Annotated in this window: 17 protein-coding genes; 9 read left to right on the forward strand and 8 right to left on the reverse strand. The window is 61.1% G+C overall.

Going from position 1 to position 20376, the window contains the following annotated elements:
- Positions 1-2: 2 nt before the first annotated feature.
- From BMX62_RS03715 to BMX62_RS03730, 4 genes are read right to left on the reverse strand one after another with little or no spacing between them, the layout of a single operon-like run.
- The gene (locus BMX62_RS03715; RefSeq protein WP_090204562.1) at positions 3-629 is read right to left on the reverse strand and encodes a HEAT repeat domain-containing protein; all 627 of its coding nucleotides are present in this window, start codon (positions 627-629) and stop codon (positions 3-5) included.
- A gap of 26 nt (positions 630-655) precedes the next feature.
- A complete protein-coding gene (locus BMX62_RS03720; RefSeq protein WP_090204418.1) occupies positions 656-1738 on the reverse strand; it encodes a protein-glutamate methylesterase/protein-glutamine glutaminase in 1083 nt (360 codons plus the stop codon).
- A 33-nt stretch (positions 1739-1771) separates the two neighbouring features.
- Positions 1772-3394: a chemotaxis protein CheW gene (locus tag BMX62_RS03725; RefSeq protein ID WP_090204422.1), complete on the reverse strand. Its 1623-nt coding sequence runs from the start codon at positions 3392-3394 to the stop codon at positions 1772-1774.
- Between the two features lie 29 nt (positions 3395-3423).
- Positions 3424-5346 (reverse strand): methyl-accepting chemotaxis protein, encoded by a 1923-nt coding sequence (locus BMX62_RS03730; protein WP_090204425.1) that lies wholly within the window; start codon positions 5344-5346, stop codon positions 3424-3426.
- A 177-nt stretch (positions 5347-5523) separates the two neighbouring features.
- On the opposite strand from BMX62_RS03730, the gene BMX62_RS03735 reads away from it, so the two are divergent.
- Entirely contained in the window at positions 5524-7101 is a 1578-nt protein-coding gene (locus BMX62_RS03735) for a mucoidy inhibitor MuiA family protein (protein WP_090204428.1), read from the forward strand.
- 36 nt (positions 7102-7137) lie between these two features.
- A complete protein-coding gene (locus BMX62_RS03740) occupies positions 7138-8556 on the forward strand; it encodes a DnaJ domain-containing protein (protein WP_090204431.1) in 1419 nt (472 codons plus the stop codon).
- Here BMX62_RS03740 and BMX62_RS03745 read toward each other — a convergent pair.
- From BMX62_RS03745 to zapE, 4 genes are all read right to left on the reverse strand, one after another.
- Positions 8553-11702: a PAS domain S-box protein gene (locus tag BMX62_RS03745; protein ID WP_090204435.1), complete on the reverse strand. Its 3150-nt coding sequence runs from the start codon at positions 11700-11702 to the stop codon at positions 8553-8555. The genes BMX62_RS03740 and BMX62_RS03745 overlap by 4 nt on opposite strands.
- Before the next feature lie 22 nt (positions 11703-11724).
- Positions 11725-12816 (reverse strand): response regulator, encoded by a 1092-nt coding sequence (locus BMX62_RS03750; protein ID WP_090204438.1) that lies wholly within the window; start codon positions 12814-12816, stop codon positions 11725-11727.
- A gap of 107 nt (positions 12817-12923) precedes the next feature.
- The gene (locus BMX62_RS03755) at positions 12924-14084 is read right to left on the reverse strand and encodes a nuclease-related domain-containing protein (protein WP_090204441.1); all 1161 of its coding nucleotides are present in this window, start codon (positions 14082-14084) and stop codon (positions 12924-12926) included.
- A 168-nt stretch (positions 14085-14252) separates the two neighbouring features.
- On the reverse strand, positions 14253-15341 hold the full coding sequence (zapE, locus tag BMX62_RS03760) for a cell division protein ZapE (protein WP_090204444.1): 1089 nt from the start codon (positions 15339-15341) through the stop codon (positions 14253-14255).
- Positions 15342-15471: 130 nt separating this feature from the next.
- Between zapE and trpB the strand changes: the two genes are divergently transcribed.
- The 7 genes from trpB (at position 15472) to BMX62_RS12805 (ending at position 20299) form a co-directional block, all read left to right on the forward strand.
- Positions 15472-16701, forward strand: coding sequence for a tryptophan synthase subunit beta (gene trpB / locus BMX62_RS03765; protein ID WP_090204447.1), 1230 nt, complete (start codon positions 15472-15474; stop codon positions 16699-16701).
- A 19-nt stretch (positions 16702-16720) separates the two neighbouring features.
- Entirely contained in the window at positions 16721-16933 is a 213-nt protein-coding gene (locus BMX62_RS03770; protein ID WP_090204450.1) for a hypothetical protein, read from the forward strand.
- Between the two features lie 261 nt (positions 16934-17194).
- A complete protein-coding gene (locus BMX62_RS03775; protein WP_090204566.1) occupies positions 17195-17737 on the forward strand; it encodes a flavodoxin in 543 nt (180 codons plus the stop codon).
- A 309-nt stretch (positions 17738-18046) separates the two neighbouring features.
- Complete coding sequence (locus BMX62_RS03780) at positions 18047-18742, forward strand: MotA/TolQ/ExbB proton channel family protein (protein ID WP_420795803.1); 696 nt, start codon at positions 18047-18049, stop codon at positions 18740-18742.
- A complete protein-coding gene (locus BMX62_RS03785; protein ID WP_090204454.1) occupies positions 18732-19127 on the forward strand; it encodes an ExbD/TolR family protein in 396 nt (131 codons plus the stop codon). Before BMX62_RS03780 ends, BMX62_RS03785 begins: the two co-directional genes overlap by 11 nt.
- Before the next feature lie 6 nt (positions 19128-19133).
- A complete protein-coding gene (locus BMX62_RS03790) occupies positions 19134-19559 on the forward strand; it encodes an ExbD/TolR family protein (RefSeq protein ID WP_090204457.1) in 426 nt (141 codons plus the stop codon).
- Positions 19559-20299, forward strand: a complete 741-nt coding sequence (locus BMX62_RS12805; RefSeq protein WP_156055368.1) for an energy transducer TonB — start codon at positions 19559-19561, stop codon at positions 20297-20299. The genes BMX62_RS03790 and BMX62_RS12805 overlap by 1 nt, the downstream gene beginning before the upstream one ends.
- The last annotated feature ends 77 nt before the right edge of the window (positions 20300-20376 follow it).

Here is a 20376-nt window from a genome sequence, read left to right on the forward strand (position 1 = left end):
TATCACTCGACTCCAATGCGCTTGAGGGCCAGGTCGGCGGCGAACTGGATATAGGGTTCTTCGGGAAAGCGCTGTTTGAGGGCCGCCAGGGCATCCCGGGACTGGGGACCGCCCACTTCCCCCAGCAGGTCCACGGCAGTGGCACAGACATTGATATGCTCGTCCTTGAGGATGACCTCCACCAGCCATGCCTCCACCTGGGGGTGGCGCAGGGATTCGAGCACATTGACGGCAAAGATGCGCACGTCCGGGTCGGCATCGTGAAGCAGTTCTCCCATATGGGGTGCGACCGGGTCTGGCAATTCCTTGAGCACTTCGATGGCGGTATTGCGCAGCATGGCGTTTTCCGAATACAGACAGTCAATCAGGCCGCGGATGGCTTCGTCGTTGGCCAGGCAGCCCAGGGCGGTGACGATCACCTGCAGCACGGTGGCGTCGGTCTCGCGCCGCAGTCGGCTCACCAAAGCGCCGGTCGCTGCCGGATGTTCCGCCAGGTCGCGGGCGGCCCAGCGGCGCTTTGACGGATCTTCGTCCAGCAGGGTTTGCAGCAGGGTTTCCAGATTTCTGGCGTCCTGGCGCTCGCCGGGGCTGTGACTTGGTGGTGTGGGCTGACCCTTTTTCAACGCCATGATGCAATCCTTGGATGCAGGCGGGATCAGCAGTTGCTGACCCATCTGATGATTTGTTGAGCAATTTTTTCCATCGGTAGCACCACGGTGGCGCCGCCGCGCTTGATGAGTTCTGCCGGCATGCCAAAGACCACTGCAGACTGTTCTGACTCGGCAATGGTGCGCCCGCCCCGCTGCTTGATTTCAGTGAAGCTTTCAGCGCCGTCATATCCCATGCCTGTGAGCATGACCCCAATTACCTGTCGGGGATCGCAATGTTGCAGCACCGAGCGCCCCATCAATTCCACTGAAGGATGCCAGAGCATTTCGGCAGATTCCGGGCGGGCCGTGACCATGAGCTTGCCGGCGCGGCGCATGACCACGATGTCGGCCCCCCCCCGTCCGATGTGAATCTGTCCGGGCCGCAGTTCCATTGGCCGTCGCAGTTCGCAGACCTCCAGGGCGCACAGGCTGTCCATGCGTTCGGCAAAGGGCCGGGTGAAACTGGGGGGCATGTGCTGGGCCACCAGCACCGGCCAGGGGAAATCCGCCGGTAGCAGGGGCAAAATATCTTCCAGGGTACGGGGGCCGCCGGTGGAGACACCGATGATCACCAGACCATCGCCGGTGGCGGCATCCTCCATGGGCAGGGGGGCCGGCTGGGGGGTCGGCCTGGCGGCCTGATTCACCGACAGGTTGCCCCGGATGCGGGCGGCCAGACCCCGGGATTTTTTAAGCCGTGCACCGGCGGCGGACCGCACCTTGGCGATGATCTCCGCCTCCACCTCGCTGATGGACAAGGAAATGGTGCCCCCTGGCTTGGGGATGTAGTCCACCGCCCCCAGGTTGAGGGCCTCCAGGGTGGCGATAGCCCCTTTATCTGTCAGGGACGAGACCATCACCACCGGCACCGGGCGTTCCGCCATCAGCAGGGACAGGGCGGTCAGGCCGTCCATCTGGGGCATGTTGATGTCCAGGGTGATGACATCCGGCGCGAAGGTGCGGTTAAGTGCCACCGCCTCTTCTCCATTGCGGGCCATTTCCACCTGGAAATCCCCTTCCGCCATAAAGATGGCCTTGAGCTGGCGGCGCATCAACGCGGAGTCATCAACAATCAGCAGTTTGATCACGGTCTGTCTCTGGGTCCTGGGTTATGGGGCATATCAATCATCACGATCTGCATCACTGCCTGGCCGCAGGCCGGTCTGGCGTTCCGTCAGACTGACCAGGGCTTCCCGCTGCTCACGGGCAATCAGGCGCGAGGGATCAATCAGCTGGATCAGACGCTTTTGCCGTTCCATATTGGCCACCCGGGCAATCAGGCGGGCCTGTTCCTCGGACAACTGTGGAGACGGCTCAATGGCCGAGCGGGGAATCTTGAGCACCTCGGCCACGGAATCCACGATGAATCCCGTGCGCATGCCATCCAGCAAAAAGACCATGATCCGTTGCCGGTCATTGCGCTCGGTGGCGGGCAGCCCCAGACGGCGGCGCTGGTCGATCACCGGCAGCACCGAGCCGCGCAGGTTGATCACCCCCTCGACGAAATCCGGGGCCTTGGGCACCCGGGTGAGTACATCGGGCACCCGCACGATCTCCTGGATGCTGTCGATGGGGACACCGAACTCCTCCCGATCCAGGCGGAACACCACCACCTGCTCCTCGTCGTCCTCCTGTTCCTCCAGCTGGCCGTCCAGGGCGGCGGGGTCGTCTTCCTGCATGTCTTTCACGGTACTGATGGCCTCCTGAATGGATGAATGCCGGAACAGATGCTCGATGGAAATGATGGATACTAATCGCCGACCATCTTGCCCCAGCCGGCAGATGCGGGAGATTTCTCCCAGGTTGCCGCTGGTGGAGAGCATGGCGGGCATGGCCTCCACCACCGTCAGGGGCACCCGAAGCACTTCGTTGACACTGTCCATGACCAGGCCCACGGTAATGGTGCCCAGCCGCACCACCACGATGCGGCTGTGTTCGTCGGGGGTCCGGTCGGGCAACTCGAACAGACAGCGCAGGGACACCAGGGGCAGCAGTCGGTTACGCAGGCTCATCACCCCCAGCACATGGACCTCGGCTCTGGGCACCTTGACGATCTGTTCGGGGAACTGGACGATCTCCTGGGTATGCTCGATGGGGATGGCGTATTCCTGCTCTGCCACCTCGAAGCTGACCAGTTGCAGCTCATCCTGCAAGGCTTCGCTGTCATCCTCGGCTTCGTCGCCATACTGTTCCTGGGCGAGGGCGCCGGCGCTGTGACCCCGGGCCATGCGGGCGATGTCGGCAAATTCCTGGCTGATCAGATGCTCAAAATCCATCACCATGACCATGGGAAAGCCCCCCACGTCCTTGAGCAGCCCCGAGAGCATCTCGGTGTTTACCGTGGTGCTCAGACCGGACACATCCTCGATCTTCTCCGGCTCCACCGCCACCACGCTGCAGACCCGGTCCACCACAAAGCCCAGGGGCTGGCCCAGGTCGATCACCAAGGCCCGGGAGGCATCATCGTTGTCCCGCGAGTCAAAATCAAACAGCCGTCGCAGACTGATGATGGGCAGCACCTTGCCCCGCAGGTTGGAGAGTCCTACCAGAGCCGGCGGCCCCATGGGGACCCGCACCACCTCGGGTACACGGATGATCTCCTGCACCGGGGCCATGTCCACCCCGAACACCTCGCTGCCGCAGATGAAGATCACAAATTGACGAACGTCGGCTTCCTGCTCCGGGTTCGCTGACTGGATGTCTCCCGCTTCCGGGGGAGACGATACGACCGTTTCTTGGGTCATGACGATCTCCGGCAATACGGTGGCTGGGGTCAGACGCTTTGCAGCTCATCGGCCAGGGAGGCAATTTCCTCGATGGCCGCAGCCAGTTCCTCGGCGCCCTGGGCCTGTTGGTGGGCTGCCGAAGCGGCTTCGGCGGAGGCTTTTTCTGCCTCCTCGGCAGCGGCAGCGATCTGCTCCACGCCGGTCTTCACCTGACCGATGGCGGTGGCGATCTCGGTGGCGGCGTTGAGGACTTCCTGGGCGCTCTTTTTCACCGTGGACACGTCGCTTTCCGCCGTCTGCAGACCCGCGGTGATGGCCCGGGCCTTTTGTGCCTCCGTATTGGCAGCATTGATATTTTCCTCCAGATCCCGCCAGACGGTGTCGATCTGGTCCTGCACCGCCTTCACCAGATCCTTGATCCGGTCGGCATTTTCCGCCGAGTCATGGGCCAGGTTGCGGATGTCCGTGGCCACCACCACGAAGCCCTTGCCGAACTCACCGGCCCGGGCCGCCTCGATGGAACCATTGACCGCCAGCATGTTGGTCTGGATGGAGACGGTGGTGATGGCATCGACGATCTTGTCGATGCGCCGGGACACCAGCTCCAGGTTCTTGATCTGGCGCAGGCTCTCGCGGGAGGCATCGGCGGATTCCGCCACCCCCTGGATCAACGACTCCAGATTCTTCTGGTTGCTCTTGAGCAGATCGGTGATGATGCGGATCTTCTCTTCCGTGGCCGTGGCCCGTTGCTGGGAGACTTCCACCCCCTTTTCGATCTGAGCCACGGCGGCGGCGGATTCCTCAGTGGCGGAGGACTGCAGTTGGGCGCTTTTGCGGATCTGTTCCAGGGCCGCCATGATCTGCGCCCCCGAACGGTTGATTTCCTGGACTGCCGAGGACAGTTCCTCGGCGGCGGAAGCCACTTCCTCGGCACTTTTGCTGATGTCGGTGGAGCTGCGTAATTCTTCCGCCAGTTCCGACAGGCTCTGGGCCGCCTGTTCACATTCTCCCAGGGCCTGGGTCTGCTCGGCTACGGTTTTGGCGGTTTCCTCGGCGGCGGCAGATTGCTCCTCGGCGGCGGCAGCGATTTCCTCGTTACCCTTGAGGGCCTGCTTGGCGGCAGTTTCCGACTGCTGGGCGCCGCTGGCAATTTCCTGGATGCCGTTGGTAATCACGGCGGTATCGTCACGGATCTGATCCAGTTGCTGGGTGATCTGCTTGCCGTTTTCCACCTCCTGCCGCACCTTCTCGGCGGAGGTGTTGATGCCTTCGGAGATCAATTTGACATCCTTTTGAATCTGGGCAACCAGATCCTGAATCTGCTTGGCGCTTTTTTCGGAGGTTTCCGCCAGGGTGCGGACCTCGTCGGCGACCACCGCAAAACCCTTGCCATGTTTGCCGGCCCGGGCGGCTTCGATGGCGGCATTGAGGGCCAGCAGATTGGTCTGGTCGGCGATGCGGGCCACGGCCTTGACGATGTCGCCGATATTGGCGGCCTGTTGCTCCAGTTCGCTCACCATCTTCACCGACTCGCCCTGGCGCTGGGCGCTGACGCCTACATTGGTGATAAAACCGTCGATTTCAGCGCCGACCCCTAAAATCAGCTCCTTGAGGGATTCCACCCGGGTCTGGGCGCTGGTGGCGTTTTCCAGCTGCCGCCCCAGGGCTGAAGAAACCTGCTTGAAGGCCGTGAGGGATTCCTGGGCGGCGCCGGAAGCCTCCTCGGCGCCGGAGGCAATTTGATCGGAGGATCGTTTAAGTTCCTCGGCGGCGGAGGCGGCCTCATTGATGCCGGAGGCCAGCTGGGCGGTGGCCGAGGCGATGCGTTCGGCGGCCTGCTGTTGCTTGGCCAGGGTACGGGCGCGTTTACGCTGGGCTTCGGCCTCGCGGGCCGCGGCGGCGTGAGCGCGGGAATCCTCACCACCGGTGGATGAGGGCGAAGTGCTGGGCGTTTTTTTTACGAGAGCCATGGCGCGTTCCTAAAATGGGTGACCAACCAAAAGGGAATGCTACTTTATCCGATTATATAGTCAGCTTGTCGGCTGACAGGATGGATTCTGAAGTAGGAAGCACTGTGCATTGTATGGGGAATGGCCTATGGTACTGCTTGGGTTCGTTGTGTCGGGATTGTCGGGGAGTCTTCTTGTATGCACTGGTTGAGAGTATCGCCGTTTTTGTTATTCGCCGGCCTTTCCGGCACCACCTGGGCTGCTCAGGTGGTGGAGGTGACCGTGTTTCCCAGTCAGGCTGGTGTGGTGATGACCCACAAGGCCACCCTGGATGCCGGGCAGGGCGTGATCACCGTGGGCCGGTTGCCCGCCGATCTGGATCAGGCCAGTTTACGGGTCAGCGCCCAGGGACCAGATGGCCTGATGCTGGGTACCCTGGAGACCCGTGTGGTCCATGGCCGTGACCTGGCCCACCCTGCCGAGCAGGCTCTGACGGAAAGGCTGCAGGCACTCAAGGACAGTCAGCGGCATATTGCCGATCAGGTTCGCGCCGGTGAGATCCAGTTGCGCCTGGTGGAGCGAATGGGACAGGGGGCTTCTGGTATGGAACCGGGCCTGAATCCGGACCAATGGCCCCGGGCCTGGCAGGTGGTGGGGGAGGGCGCTTTGGAGATTCTACGGACCATTCAGCACCACGAACAATCCCTGCGGGATGTGGAGGCAGACATCCAGCGTATCCGTGATGAACTGGAAACCCTGCAACGGGGTCGCCGGGATACTGTGGAGGCCCGGGTGCATTACCAAACCCCGGCGGCAGGGGATGCGGTCCTGACCCTGGAATACCGGGTGCGTCACGCCGGCTGGCGTCCTGTTTACGAGGCTCGTTTGCAGACGGCCACCGGTGAACTGCAGCTGGTGCAGCGGGCTGAGCTGCGTCAAAATACCGGCCAGGACTGGAATGACGTGATCCTGCGCCTGTCCACCGCCCGTCCCGAACTGGGTGGCCGATTGCCGGAACTGCAGCCCTGGTATGTGGATGTGGCCCGGCCCGCGCCAGAGTCCAGGGCAATGGGTTCCCGGGTGCAGGCGCTGACAGCCATGGCCCCGGAAATGGCAGCAGAGCAGATGGCTGATCTGGAGTCGGCCCGGTTCAGTGCCCTGTACCGGGTTCAGGGGCAGGTCACCATTCCCTCGGACAATCAGCCTCATCGTCATGCCCTGGCAGCCTATCGTCTGGAGGCCACCTTATCCGCCCGGGCCGTACCCCGGCGGGTGCCTCATGCCTACCTGTTTGCAGAAACCACCTTCGAGGGTGAGGCGCCGCTGCCTGCCGGGCCGGTGAACCTGTTCCAGGATGGCACTTTGGTGGGGCGTGTGCCGCTGGCGGCCCTGCAGCCCGGCAGTCCCTTGCGTTTGGCTTTTGGCGTGGATGAGCGCATTGGCATCCGCTATGAACTGGACCGGGACAGTCGTGGTCAGGAGGGATTGATCCGCCGTCAGCAGCGACTGGAGCGGGCCTACCTGATCTCGGTGCATAATGCCCACCCCCAGCCGGTGAACATCACCGTGCTCGATCAGCTTCCGGTGGCCCGGGACGAACGTATCAAGGTGGAACTGGGCAGTGGCGCCACTGCCCCCAGTGAGCGGGATGTGGATGGCACACGGGGGGTGCTGGCCTGGCATCAGTCTCTGGAACCGGATGCCCGGACCAGGATTCGCTTTGCCTATACCCTGACCTGGCCGGAAGACGTGGAGGACATCATTGGCTTGCATTGACTGCTGGCCCTTATCGTGGTTTAGAGATGGTAGTTCATGCGGTTAAGAACCCATTACGACAATCTGCAGGTGACCGAGAATGCAAGTCCCGAAGTGATTCGGGGGGCCTACAAGTTCCTGTCCCAGAAATGGCACCCGGACAAGAATCAGCATCAGCGGGAGAAGGCGGAACGGATCACCAAGATTCTCAATGACGCATATACCGTACTTTCCGACCCGGAGCGGCGTCGGGAGCATGATGTCTGGATTGCCAGTCAGCGCCACGGGCGCCAGTTTCAGTTACCTGAGCCGGTATCCTGTGTCATCCGGACCCATCAGTATGATTACCAATATGCCTACGCCCTTTCCCCGGTACTGACAGGCCGGGGAGAACGGTTCATCAACTTGGGGGATGGCACGGTGATGGATCTTAAAACGGGCCTGCAGTGGTTTATCTATTCGGTGGGTGAATGTTGGCGTGACGGGGAGGTTTCCGGCAGTCCCGGGATTTTTTCCGCTGCAGATGCCTTGCGGTGTCAAAGTACATTCAATGATCCCGGTCACGGAGGATTGCGGGACTGGCGAATGCCTACCCGCAAGGAACTTAAATCCATTCACGTTCGCAGTCTGATTTCCCTGCGTCGGGGGCTGGATGAATCTGTGTTCTCCCCGGACTACAAGGCACCGTACTGGACCCTCCATGACAATCCCTGGCTCTATGACAACCGTCCCGTGGCGGTATCCCTGACCACGGACAATCCGGGCGCTGCCGGCGATGACCCCAAAGGCCGTTTGCGCTGGGTGCGGGGACCGGACCTGGCCATGTTGATCGAACTGAACCATCAGATGGCCAAGGTATTCCTGCATCGGCGTGAATTTACCAGGGCCATGGAATCCTTGCGGTCAGCACTGCAACTGGCGGAGGTGCCGGGGCGGGTGGAACTGGAAAACCTGCTGGTGATCCGGCGTGATCTGGCGGTGGCCTGTTTTCAGTCCGGGGATTCCAGGGCGGCAGAGGAGGGGTTGCAGAGCATTCTGGCGGACAAACAGGCCCATTATGGCCGTGCCCATGTGGAGGTATTGGGTGCCCTGCTGGATCTGGCGGCCCTGCAAAAATCCACTCAGCGCTTGCTCCAGGCCAAGGATACCCTGCAGGAAGCCTACCACTTGCTGTCCGATGTGGAGGTGCAGGATCAGAGGGTTCGGCTGGGTATACTTTATGATGTGCTGGTGCTGTTGGTCTGGAGTCGGGACTTTGCCCGGGCCGAGGCCCTGTTGACCGAGTTTCTGGAGCCTCTGGGGGAAGATGAGTTCAATCTGTCCCCTGAGCGCACTACCCTCATGATGCTGGTGCTGGGTCTGTTGCGGGAGACCTTGGGCCAAGGGGAGCGAGGGGCTGGCTTGTATCGCCTGTTCCTGCGTCTGGCGCCGCCGCCCTTGGCATCAGCAGGGGACTTTGGGCGGATGGAGGATTAGATTGCCGGGCATTTAAGGCGCAGATGTTTCAAAAGCGCCAGGGCTGCGGGGTAGTTGAAATTCTCCACATGCTGCTGCAGCGTCTGGAATTCCGGCCCCAGGGTGGCCAGCAACCAGTCCTGGTGGGTCTGACAAAGATCGACAATATCGGTATCGTCGCTGTCAAGTAACCCGGCCATACGGTCAAGGAGTTGCTGTCCTTCCTCGGTGGCCAGGGCCGGCGCCGGGGGAGCCGGATTCTGAGCTGAACGGTCGTCTGTGTCCTGTGTGGCCGAAGCATCGGCCTGTAACTGGGCCAGCGCCTGGGCCAGTTGTGTACATAGCCCGGTCAACACGCCTCGATCCTGCTGGTGCTGGGCCAGGTGTTCCAATTGCTGGCCCAGCTGGGCCACAGCGTCGATCCCCAGATTGGCTGCCGCTCCCTTGAGGGCGTGGGCCTGCTGCTGCAGGGTGCGCCAGTCTTTCTGGTCGGCCAGAACCTGGAACCTGTCCGGGTCTGTACCGTGGTGGGCAAGAAAGCGGGGGATGAGCCGGTGATATTGGCCCTGATGGCCCGATTGGGGGGGTAGCCCCCGGATCAGCGCCGGAGTGGCGGGAGGCTGGGGGGGGGAGGCGGGTGAACTGGGTTTCGATGTGAGCCAGCGGTGAAGTACCCGATGGAGCAGTTCTGGTTCCACCGGCTTGGGAATAAAATCATTCATGCCGGCTTCCAGGGCCAGTTGCCGGTCTTCTTCGAACACGTTGGCAGTCATCGCCAGGATCGGGATATGTTCATAGCCGGGCAGGGCGCGCAGGTGCCGGGTGGCGGTGAGGCCATCCATGCCCGGCATGTGAACATCCATCAAGACCAGATCATAGGTCTGGGCGGCGGCTCGGCTCAGGGCTTCCTCCCCGTCTCCGGCGCCATCCACCAGCAACCCGATCTGGTCGAGCAGTTCCATGGCCACTTCCTGATTGATCGGGTTGTCTTCCACCAGCAATATCCGCTTGCCGGCCAACTGTTCCCTTGAGGGGCGGGTGGTATCGGCGGCGGTGGCCGATGTGTGGTCAACGGCGGGAGCTTGCCCCCGGTCGAGCCGGACATCGAACCAGAACAGGCTGCCTTGCCCCGGCTCACTGCGGGCGCCCGCGCCGCCCCCCATGAGTTCTGCCAGTCGTCGGGTGACCACCAGCCCCAGGCCGGTACCACCGTAGCGACGGGTGATGGAGCTGTCGGCCTGGGCAAAGGGTTGAAACAGCAGTTCCAGACGTCCTGCTTCGATGCCGATACCGGTATCTTCTACCTCAAACCGGACCCGTAGGGTGTTGCCCCGGCTGGACAACTGACGGACCCTCAGGGTAATGCTGCCCTGCTCGGTGAATTTCACTGCATTGCCCGCCAGATTGAGTAAAGCCTGACGCAGTCGGGCCGGATCACCCCGCAGCCAGCTGGGGACGGCATCGGTATCGGTGTTGAGGGTCAGGCCCTTGCTCCGTGCGGTTTCCGAGATCACCGACCGGACATGATCCACCACGGTGGATAGATGAAAATTCTGCTGATCCAGGATGAATTTACCGGCTTCAATTTTGGAAATGTCCAGAATATCGCTGATGATCGACAGCAGATGATGGGCTGCGTTGTCTACCTTGTTGAGCTTTTCCCGCTGCCGGGGTGTGGCATCCCCGTTACGTAGCAGATGCACCAGGCCGACGATGGCATTGAGGGGGGTGCGGATCTCGTGGGTCATGTTGGCGAGAAAGGCGCTTTTGGCCCGATTGGCCGCTTCTGCCCGTTGGCGGGCATCCTCAAGTTGGCTGGTGCGTTGGGCCACCAGGGTTTCCAGTTGGTGACGGTGGCGCTCCAGTTCCGTTGCGATGCGTTTTTTTTCGGTGATGTCCTCCTTGACAGCCACATAGTGGGTGATGGTGCCGTCCCGTTGCCGCAGGGGCGCCACATGGCCAAATTCCACATACTCGGTACCATCTTTGCGCCGGTTGTGAAATTCCCCTTTCCAGGGTTCCCCCTGGGTCAGGTGTTGCCACATGTCCGTGTACTGTTTTTCTGGTGTCATGCCCGACTGGAGCAGACGAGGATTTTTGCCCATGACCTCGCTGCGGGTATAGCCGGTGATGTTGAGAAAGGCTTCATTGACGTACAGGATGCGGGCTTGCAGGTCGGTGATGACGATGCTGTCGGGACTTTGTTCGATGGCCAGGGACAGCTGACGCAGATGATTTTCCGAGCGGCGGCGCTGGACTCGGTGCCAGACCTGATCGGCGAGCAGACGGAGGGTTTCCATGTCGGTATCGGTATAGGGGGTGCTCCGGTTCCCTACCCCGGCCACCATCACCACCCGGTCTTGTTCGATGACCGGCACCGACAGCATCCGGTGCAGGGGGCAATGACCGGGAGGTAGCCCTTTGGCGTGGGTGCAACGGGCGTAGTCATTGATGGTCACCGGTACTTTTTGGCGTATTGCATCGGCCCAGATCCCCGCCTGACTCAAAGGGTAGTGACCGGGATGATCCACATGGCAGGGGGTGGCCAGGGTCTGATCCGACCAGGCAATCATTTCAATCCGGTCATCGTCCTCATGGACGAAGTGGACGAAGCTGATCTGGCTGTTGGTCAGATCTTCGGCCATGGCCAGCGCCCGGCGCAGGAAGCTGTTTTCATCCAGGGTTTCGGCAGCTTTGGATAACTCCAGCATGGCCTCGGCCCGCCGTGCCAGCAGGCGTAGGGTTTCGGCCTGATGGTGGCGGTCGGTGATGTCCTCCGACAGGATCATGATGCCGCCAATACGGCCATCGCTGTGGTACCAGGGGCGCACCTCCCAGCGCAGCCATTGCACCCTGCCGTCGGCATGTTCGAAACGGTCTTCCTCGGCCCGGATCACTTCGCCGGCCAGGCCCCGTCGATGCACATCCCGCCAGGCCTGGGTGATTTCCGGGAAAACGTCGTAGTGACAGGCGCCAGGTATTTCCTGTTCACCCCGGCCATAGGTTTCCTGCCAGCGCCGGCTGGTGACCAGATAGCGCATGTTCTGGTCAAACATGGCCAGGGCTGCTGGAGCATGCTGGACAAACTGCTGCATCAGTTGTTCCCGCTCCTCCAGTTGTGCCTGGGAGGCGCTCAGAGCCTGTTGGTGCTGTGTTGTGGTTTTCATGAGCAAGGCCCCTCAGCTGGGGTCAAACGCTTTCTGCATCGGGATGGCGTTGGGCTATCTGGGTGAACTCATCGTAGACCGCCATGAAGGCATCGGTGACATCGGGATCGAAGTGTTGCCCACGGGCATCGCCGATGAACTCCCGCGCTTTGGACATGGGCAGGGCGGGTTTGTAGATGCGGGCAGAGGTCATGGCGTCAAAGACATCGGCTACCGTCATGATCCGTGCCGAGATGGGGATATCATCTCCCGCCAGGCCATCCGGGTAGCCACTGCCGTCCCATTTTTCGTGATGCCAGCGGGCGATTTCCTTGGCCAGGATGAGAAATGGGACGGGATGGTCTACATCGGCCTCGGCCCGCTCGATGGCATCAAAGCCTTGGCGGGCATGGGTTTTCATGATACGCCATTCATCATCGTTCAAAGGCCCTGGTTTGAGCAGGATGCTGTCGGGGATGCCTACCTTGCCGATATCGTGCAGTGGCGCCGATTTGGTCAGCAGATCAATGGTGGAGGGGATGAGCATGGCCTGGAAACGGGGATGAGCGGCGAGTTTTTCTGCCAGCAGGCGGACGTAGACCTGGGTGCGCAGGATGTGGTTTCCGGTTTCCGGGTCACGGGTTTCTGCCAGATGGGCCAGGGCGCGGATGCAGACCTGTTGGGTAATTTCGTTGTCTACCATGCGCCGGGCAATTTCGGCCTCAAGAATGGCGTTTTTGTTCTCAAGAAAATCCCGGGCCTGCTTGACCTCCAGTTGAGTGCGGACTCTGGCCCGCAGCACAGCAGGCTTGATGGGTTTGGTGATGTAATCGCGGGCACCATATTCCAGTCCCCGTTCCTCGTCCGTGGGATCATTGAGGGCAGTGAGGAAAATCACCGGAATATCCTGGGTTTCCGGCTGGCCACGCAGGGTGTCCAGCACGGCATAGCCGTCCAGTTCCGGCATCATGACATCCAGCAAGATAAGATCTGGCCGGGGGCAGGTGATGGCTGCCCTGAGTGCATGTTGCCCCGAGTTGGCGGCTCTGACCCGGTAATCGGAACGCAACAATTCTGTCAGCAGGGACAGATTGATGGGTTCGTCGTCCACGATCAGGATAGTGGGTTTGTCCATGCAACTGGCACCTAGGGGCGTGTTTTATCGAGTATATCCTTTCCCTTTGTCGAGTTGACCATTCTCAATGATCATTCCGGTCGCCACATGGGGTATGTGCCATTGGGTCAGGGGGTCTCTGCAAACAGGGGATCGACAGTGGATTTGAGCCAGGAAAATGAGCGGTTGCCGCCCCGACCCCGTACCCGACCCCCTATTCGGCGTCCCGCCTCGGTTAATTCCAGTTCACCCTTGTCATTGAGGCGCAGCATGCCCTTGGCGGTCATCGCTTCGAGAAACTCCGGGGTTTTGAGTTTCAGCCCAGCCGCAATGCGGGAGGAGGGTTGGCGGTCATTGTCCCCCTTGCCGGATGTTTTGGTGGTTTTGGCGGTTTTGGAAGGAGGAGACTGATGTTGCGGTGATTTGGGGGGGGTGGGTTCGGCCTTGTTGTCCCCTTCATCTGGCTGAGCATCCAGCTCGATGTGGTCTTCTTCCTCGATGCGGTTTTCTTCGTCTTCGTCTTCCACAGGGCAGACCGGTTCCAGTTGATCCAGACCCAGACGGTGATAATAGTCCAGGGGAGCGGGCTGGTGCTCATCCTGCAGGGCAAAGGCGATACGTTCCAGGGTATCCAGGTCTACCCGGTTGGTGAGCCGTTCCAGCAGGGCTTTTGGACTTTGCCTCAGCAGGGGAGTGCTCATGCGGTTCTTGCTGTACCAGGGCAGAAAATCTCCCAGTTTGATCACGCGGGATTCATAGGCCGCCGGATCATCCAGCACCACCCGGTCATGGTCATCCACCACCAGGCAGGTTTCAATGGGGCGGGCCAGCCGGATACCCAATCGTCGGGGCCACCAGCCTTCGCTCAGGATCAGATCCAGTTGCCGGGCCTTGTCTTCCAGCTCGGAAAAACCACGGCCCACCGCCACCCATTTGCCGCTGTCATTGGACCAGACGAAGCTCTCTCCGTCGGCATTGATGCGCAGGGATTCTGCACCGATGAAGGCCGAACTCACCAAAGTGAGCCGCAGGTTGCGATTGATCAGCAGGTGGTCGATCTCCAGGTATCCCGAGGGATGTTTGAGGCGCAGATCGTGGAGGATCACCACATGTTCATCCAGGGGGTCCATTTGCATTTCCAGCAGTTCGGCAAACATCTGGATGGATTCCCGCAGGTATAAACGCAGCAGTTCCCGGTCGATGGCGGCTGCCTGCTGGGGATAAGACGCCTTGAATTCATGGAGTTGTTCGGCATGGTGGGAACGATCATCGGGATGCTTGATGAGCATGTCAAAACGCCTTGGCCGCTGTGGATGAGTCCCGGCTGGACGGAGGGATCAACGGGGCGGTGATCCCAGGGGCAATGTGTTGCGCCCCAGGGGGTGATCATCCCTGTGTTCAGTCCGGGTTAATGAAGGACATTAAATTATTGTCCTGTCCGGATCAAATGACGCCTGTCAGGGCCGGTGTGGACTGGCCAGGTAAGCCTTTGACTGCATTTCCAGCAGACGACTGATGCAGCGCTGGTATTCAAACCGCAATTGCCGGCCCTGGTAGATCTGTTCTGGTCGAGCCTGGGCCGAGATGATCAGCTTGACCCTGCGGTCATAGAATTCATCCACCAGGGCCAGAAAACGTCGCGCTGCATTGTCCATGGTGCTGTCCATGACCGGCAGCCCGGAGATCAGTACGGTATGAAATTCCCTGGCGATGGCCACATAGTCCAGCGGGCTGCGGGGACTGTCGCAGATATCCTGAAAGTGGAACCAGACCACACCGTCGGCCAGCCGTTGTACTGGAATGGTGCGGTCTTCCACCGTCAGGGTGCCGTCCTGGATGCCAGGTTCTGGCGCCAGTGAGACAAAGGCGGCGTCGAGTTGGGTTTCAGCGGTGGTGTCCAGGGGGGCGTGGTAGATCTCTGCCTGTTCCAGTGCCCGCAGCCGGTAGTCTACGGCGCCGTCCAGGTGGACCACTTCCAGATGCTGTTGCAGGATATCAATGGCAGGCAGGAACAGTTCCCGTTGCAGGCCGTCCTGGTACAACGCCTGGGGTGGAATATTGGAGGTGGTCACCAGTGTGACGCCGTTTTCCATCAGTCCTGCCAGCAGACGATGTAACAGCATCGCGTCGGTGATATCAGAAACGAAGAATTCATCCAGGCACAGCACCCGTGCCGTGGCCAGTCGGCGGCTGACAATGCGCAGGGGGTCGGGTTGGTCCCGGAGGGTTTTGAGTTCGTCGTGGACCCGTTGCATAAAGCGATGAAAATGCAGCCGCAGCTTGTTTTCCAGGGGCAGTTGGGCAAAGAAACGATCCACCAGGAAGGTCTTGCCCCGGCCCACGTCGCCCCACAGGTAGAGGCCGGGCACCGGTTCGGGTGGGGTGGTTCGTCGTAGCCAGCGGGTGAGGGCATGGCCCCGCCGGGGAGGCGGCGCGGTGGTCAATGCATCCAGGATACGTTGTAAATGTTGCCAGACCTGTTCCTGGGCCGGGTCCAGGGTTTTGGCCTTGAAATCATCTTCGCACAGGGGGTGATGGTGTGGCATGGTGCAGGCTCTGCTATTGATGGGCGGTTAAGGGCTGCCGCTGTTGGCACTGTTCAGGCTGGTGCGAGGCGGTTAGCATTATGGCTTCGGCCTCATTCCACCGTCGATTGTGAACGTAGAGTAGCTATCCATGAACAAGACCCCGCCTGTTGATCTGCAAACCCTGCTCAAACAGCCCACCCCGGATGCCAACGGCTGTTTTGGCCCCTATGGCGGTCAGGCGGTGCCTCCCCATCTCAAGGCCATTATGGATGACATTGCCCAGGCTTATCTGGCCATCCGTCAGACCACCGCCTATCAGGATGAGCTGATGGCCCTGTACAGCCATTATGTCGGTCGCCCCAGCCCCATCTATCACGCTAAACGCCTGAGTGCCCATTGTGGGGGGCAGGCGGAGATTTATCTCAAGCGGGAAGATTTAAACCACACCGGCGCCCACAAGATCAACCATGCCCTGGGGGAAGCCCTGCTGGCCAAGCATATGGGCAAGACCAAGGTGATCGCCGAGACCGGTGCCGGACAGCATGGTGTGGCCATGGCCACCGCCTGCGCTTTAGTGGGTTTACCCTGCGAGATTCACATGGGGGCGGTGGATATCCAGAAGGAACACCCCAATGTGACCAAGATGAAAATCCTGGGGGCGACGCTGATCAGTGTGGAAACCGGTACCCGGACCCTCAAGGATGCGGTGGACAGTGCATTTGAAGAATACCTCAAGGATCCCCAGAACTTTTTTTATGCCATCGGTTCCGTGGTGGGGCCTCACCCCTTTCCGATGATGGTGCGGGATTTTCAATCCATCATTGGCCGGGAGGCCCGGGAGCAGTTCTTGGCCCTCAAGGGGGCATTGCCCGATTGTGTGGTGGCCTGTGTGGGGGGGGGATCCAATGCCATGGGCATGTTTTCCGGTTTTCTCACGGATCTGGCGGTGCGTCTGGTGGGGGTGGAGCCCAGTGGTCGCGGTCTGGGGCTGGGGGAACATGCAGCTACCCTGACCTATGGCAAGCCGGGCACCATGCACGGTTTTCATTCCTACATGCTCCAGGATGAGGCCGGCGAACCCCAGCCGGTGTACTCCATCGCCTCTGGCCTGGATTATCCTTCCGTTGGTCCCGAGCACAGTTATCTCAAGGACCTGGGCCGGGCCGAATACCATGCTCAGGATGATGCCGCCTGTCTGGACGCCTTTATGAGCCTGTCCCGTCTGGAGGGGATCATTCCCGCTCTGGAATCTGCCCATGCGATAGCCTGGGTGATGCAGGCCGCCAGAGATGCCACGCCGGGCACCCGTTTCCTTGTCAATCTGTCCGGTCGCGGCGACAAGGATGCCGATTTTGTGGCCGAGCGTCTGGGCCTTTAAAAGCCGGAGGTATTGATCCATGTCTCCCTCTCCCGGTGATCCGTCGCCGGCGATTTTGCCAGAATCCCTGGCAGGACGTGCCTATCGCCGCTGTTCTGAAGGTGACAGGCGCTGGTGCCTGTTGCGACGGCTGATCAATCTGCTGCATTTTTGGAAAATAGACTATTGTGCTGGCCGTCATTATCAGGACTTGCAGCATATGGCCATTGAAAAAACCCGTCGGAAAGATTGATCGTTTGCCCGTCGTATGTCGGTACCGGTTGTCGGTTTTGCGACAATCGGTACCCGGTTCTGTTGGGTAGCGTATTGTTTTCCCCCTTGATGTACCCTTTAAATAACCTTTAAATTTAAGGGGTTGCAGGCGCTTTGTGGTTTGGCACCAGATTTGCTTTTGAAGGTGGCAGGACTGTGCCGCGAGGGTGATCCACTGGAGGATGGTGGGTGGCTTCCGGGGCGGCCTTTTCTTCCATTTTTGTATCAAGAGGGCATTTCCATGGCGCGCATCGGACTTTTTTTCGGCACCACCACCGGCAATACCCGCAAGGTGGCCAAGATGATCAAGAAACGGTACGACGATGAGATCATGGCCAAGCCGCAGAATGTGAACAAGGTCAGCGCCGATGACATTGCCGGGTATGACTATCTGATTTTCGGCACCCCCACCATGGGTTCCGGCCAATTGCCCGGTCTGTCTGCCGATTGTGAAGAAGAAAGTTGGGAGGAGTTTTTGCCCAACCTGGAAGCGGTGGATTTTACCGGCAAGACCGTGGCCCTGTACGGGCTGGGAGATCAGGTGGGCTACCCCAATGAATTTGTCGATGCCATGATCGAACTCTACGACCTGGTCACCAGCCGGGGAGGCCAGGTGGTGGGGGCCTGGCCCACCGATGGCTATGAATTTGATGCTTCCCAGGCGGTGGTGGACGGCAAGTTTGTGGGGCTGGTGCTGGATCAGGATAACCAGAGCCAGCTCACCGAGGAGCGGCTCAATGCCTGGCTGGCCCAGATTGCTCCGGCGTTCGGGTTGCCTGCTTAACCGGCTTTTTTCTTTTTTTCCCCTTTTTGCGCCGGGCCTGTGCTTTGGCGCTTTTTTTGGTTAAGTATTGATAATGATTTGCAGTACCAATAACATGATCACTCATTGATTCCAATCGACACAAAGACATGCGTTCAAAGAGGCTGATTCATGCGTTCACCAGAGGCCACTGAAGCCGGCATTGCCGAATCCGGTTCCGCCGGGCAGGCGCCCGTGGAATCCGGTCTTATGGAGACCGGCCTGGGAGAAACGGGGGTGACCCAGGCCGATGTCGCGGACACGACGGGGATCGTGCATGCCCTGCAGGGCATGATTGATCTGGGGGGGCCGGTGGTGGCCATCCTGCTGGTCATGTCCGTGGTGGCCCTCACCATCATCCTGGTCAAGATCGGCCAGTTCCTGTGGTGGCGGCTGGGGGATGAGCGCAGTCTGAAGACGGCCCTGGAACACTGGCGTGACGGTCGGGTGGAGCCAGCCCTGGAAACCCTCTCCCGCAGCCGCAGCCCCGCTGCCCGGGTGATGGAGGTGGCGATCCAGGGGCGGCGTGACCCTGCCTGTTCCGAACCGCTGGTGCGGGAAGAGGCCACCCGGGTGGCGGTGAACTGGCTGGAGCGTTTGCGGGGGCAGTTCCGCATGCTGGAAGTGATCGGCACCCTGGCGCCGCTGTTGGGTCTGCTGGGTACGGTACTGGGCATGATCGCCGCCTTCCAGCAGCTGGAGGCGGCGGGCAACCGGGTGGACCCATCCATTCTGTCCGGTGGCATCTGGGTGGCGCTTTTGACCACGGCGGTGGGCCTGGCGGTGGCCATCCCGGTGGTGGCGGTGCTCAACGGCCTGGAGCGCTGGGTGGAGCGTTTTCGTCACCGGATGCAGGATGCCCTGACCCAGGTGTTTACCCTGCCGCCATCGCCAGCGGAGCAGCGGCAGGAACCCACCCCTATCCAGGCGGCACAGAAACCTCACATCAAGGTCTGGAAGGACCGGGCGGCGGGCGATGCACATTGAGGCACCGGCCCCCCGTCGACGGGCGCTCATCAGTCTCACCCCCCTAATCGACGTGGTGTTCATCCTGCTGATCTTTTTCATGCTGGCCAGCAGCTTTCTGGATTGGAGCGCGGTGACCCTGAGTACCCCTTCCTCCCAGTCCAGCGCCGCCGAGGACCAGCTGCCCCTGGCGGTGCGGATCCTTCCGGGGGGGGAGCTGCGGCTAGGGGGGGAACCGGTGTCGGCGGAGCGGCTGGTGATTGCCCTGCGTGAGCAACTGGCCGTGGAGCCTACCCGCACGGTGGTGGTCCAGCCGGCGGGGGAGGTTCCCCTGCAGACCGTGGTCAATGTCCTGGACCGGGTGCGGGAGGCGGAACCCGTGTCCCTGCGTCTGTCACGGGAGTAAAGCCCCATGCAGTTACCCGAGTATTCCGGCAAGCCCCCGGAAGAGAATCTGATCCCGCTGATCAACATCGTCTTTCTGCTGCTGATCTTTTTCATGGTGGCCGGTGCCCTGAGCGCCCAGCATGTGTTTGAAGTGGAAGCGCCTGATTCCCGCCACGAGGCCGGCGTCGATGATGAAGGCTGGCTGGTGCTGCTGGGCCGGGATGGGCGGCTGGCGCTGGATGATGAGGAGATGGATGCCGATACCCTGAAAGGACGCCTGCGGGCGCAGATGGAAGCGCGTCAAGAGGTGCTGGCAAAAGGGGAGCCGCTGGTGCGCATCAAGGCGGATCAGGCGGCCTCCACCGATGCACTCATGGACCTGATGGAACTGCTGCGCGCCGCGGGGGTGGAAGAGGTACGCCTGCTGACAGTCCTGGCGGGGGATCGCTGATGCCGCTGAGAAGCCTGAGCTGGGTGCTGGCCCTGACGCTGGCCGTGGGACTGCATCTATCGGTGTTCTGGTGGCTGGCCCGCGGCGACGACGTGGTCACGGAGGGGGCTCAGGCACCCGGAGAAGCCGGGGTAGTGATCGGTCTGGGGCCAGCCGGGCAGCCGGCGGGAGAGCCTGAACCGGTGGTAGAGCCGGTGTCGGAACCCGAGCCTGAACCTACCCCGCAGCCAGAACCTGAACCCAAGCCCGAGCCAAAGCCGGAACCCAAACCCGAGCCCAAACCCCGACCGCCCGAGCCCAGGCCCCAACCCAAACCGGAGCCGGTGGCCGACCCCACGCCCGTGGCCCAGCCTTCTGCTGAACCCCAGGGGCAGTCCAGGGAGGATGCCCCCGAGAGCACGTCCCACCCGCCCGGTCGGCAGGCGGATCAGGTTGCCGGCGCTGATCCGGCGGCAACCCAGGATTATCTGCAACTGGTCCGGGCCTGGCTGGAACGGCACAAGGAATATCCTCGTCAGGCGCAGCTGCGTCGTCAGGAGGGCGTGGTTTATGTGCGTTTTGTGATGAACCGAAATGGCGAAGTGCTGTCACACAGCATTGAACGCAGTTCAGGGCATGCGCTGCTGGATCGGGAAGTGACCAGTATGCTGCAGCGGGCACAGCCTTTGCCCGCCATGCCACCGGAACTGCCTCAGCACAGACTGGAAGTGGTCCTGCCGGTGGCCTTCCATCTGCGTTGAGTCTCCGTTCACACGCTCAGCATGGCCGTGATTGAGGGGGGATACCCCCCTCTGGTATCCTCTCCTCCCGTCCGGCG

Origin of the sequence: Ectothiorhodospira magna (assembly GCF_900110965.1) — a bacterium.
Taxonomy (GTDB): domain Bacteria; phylum Pseudomonadota; class Gammaproteobacteria; order Ectothiorhodospirales; family Ectothiorhodospiraceae; genus Ectothiorhodospira; species Ectothiorhodospira magna.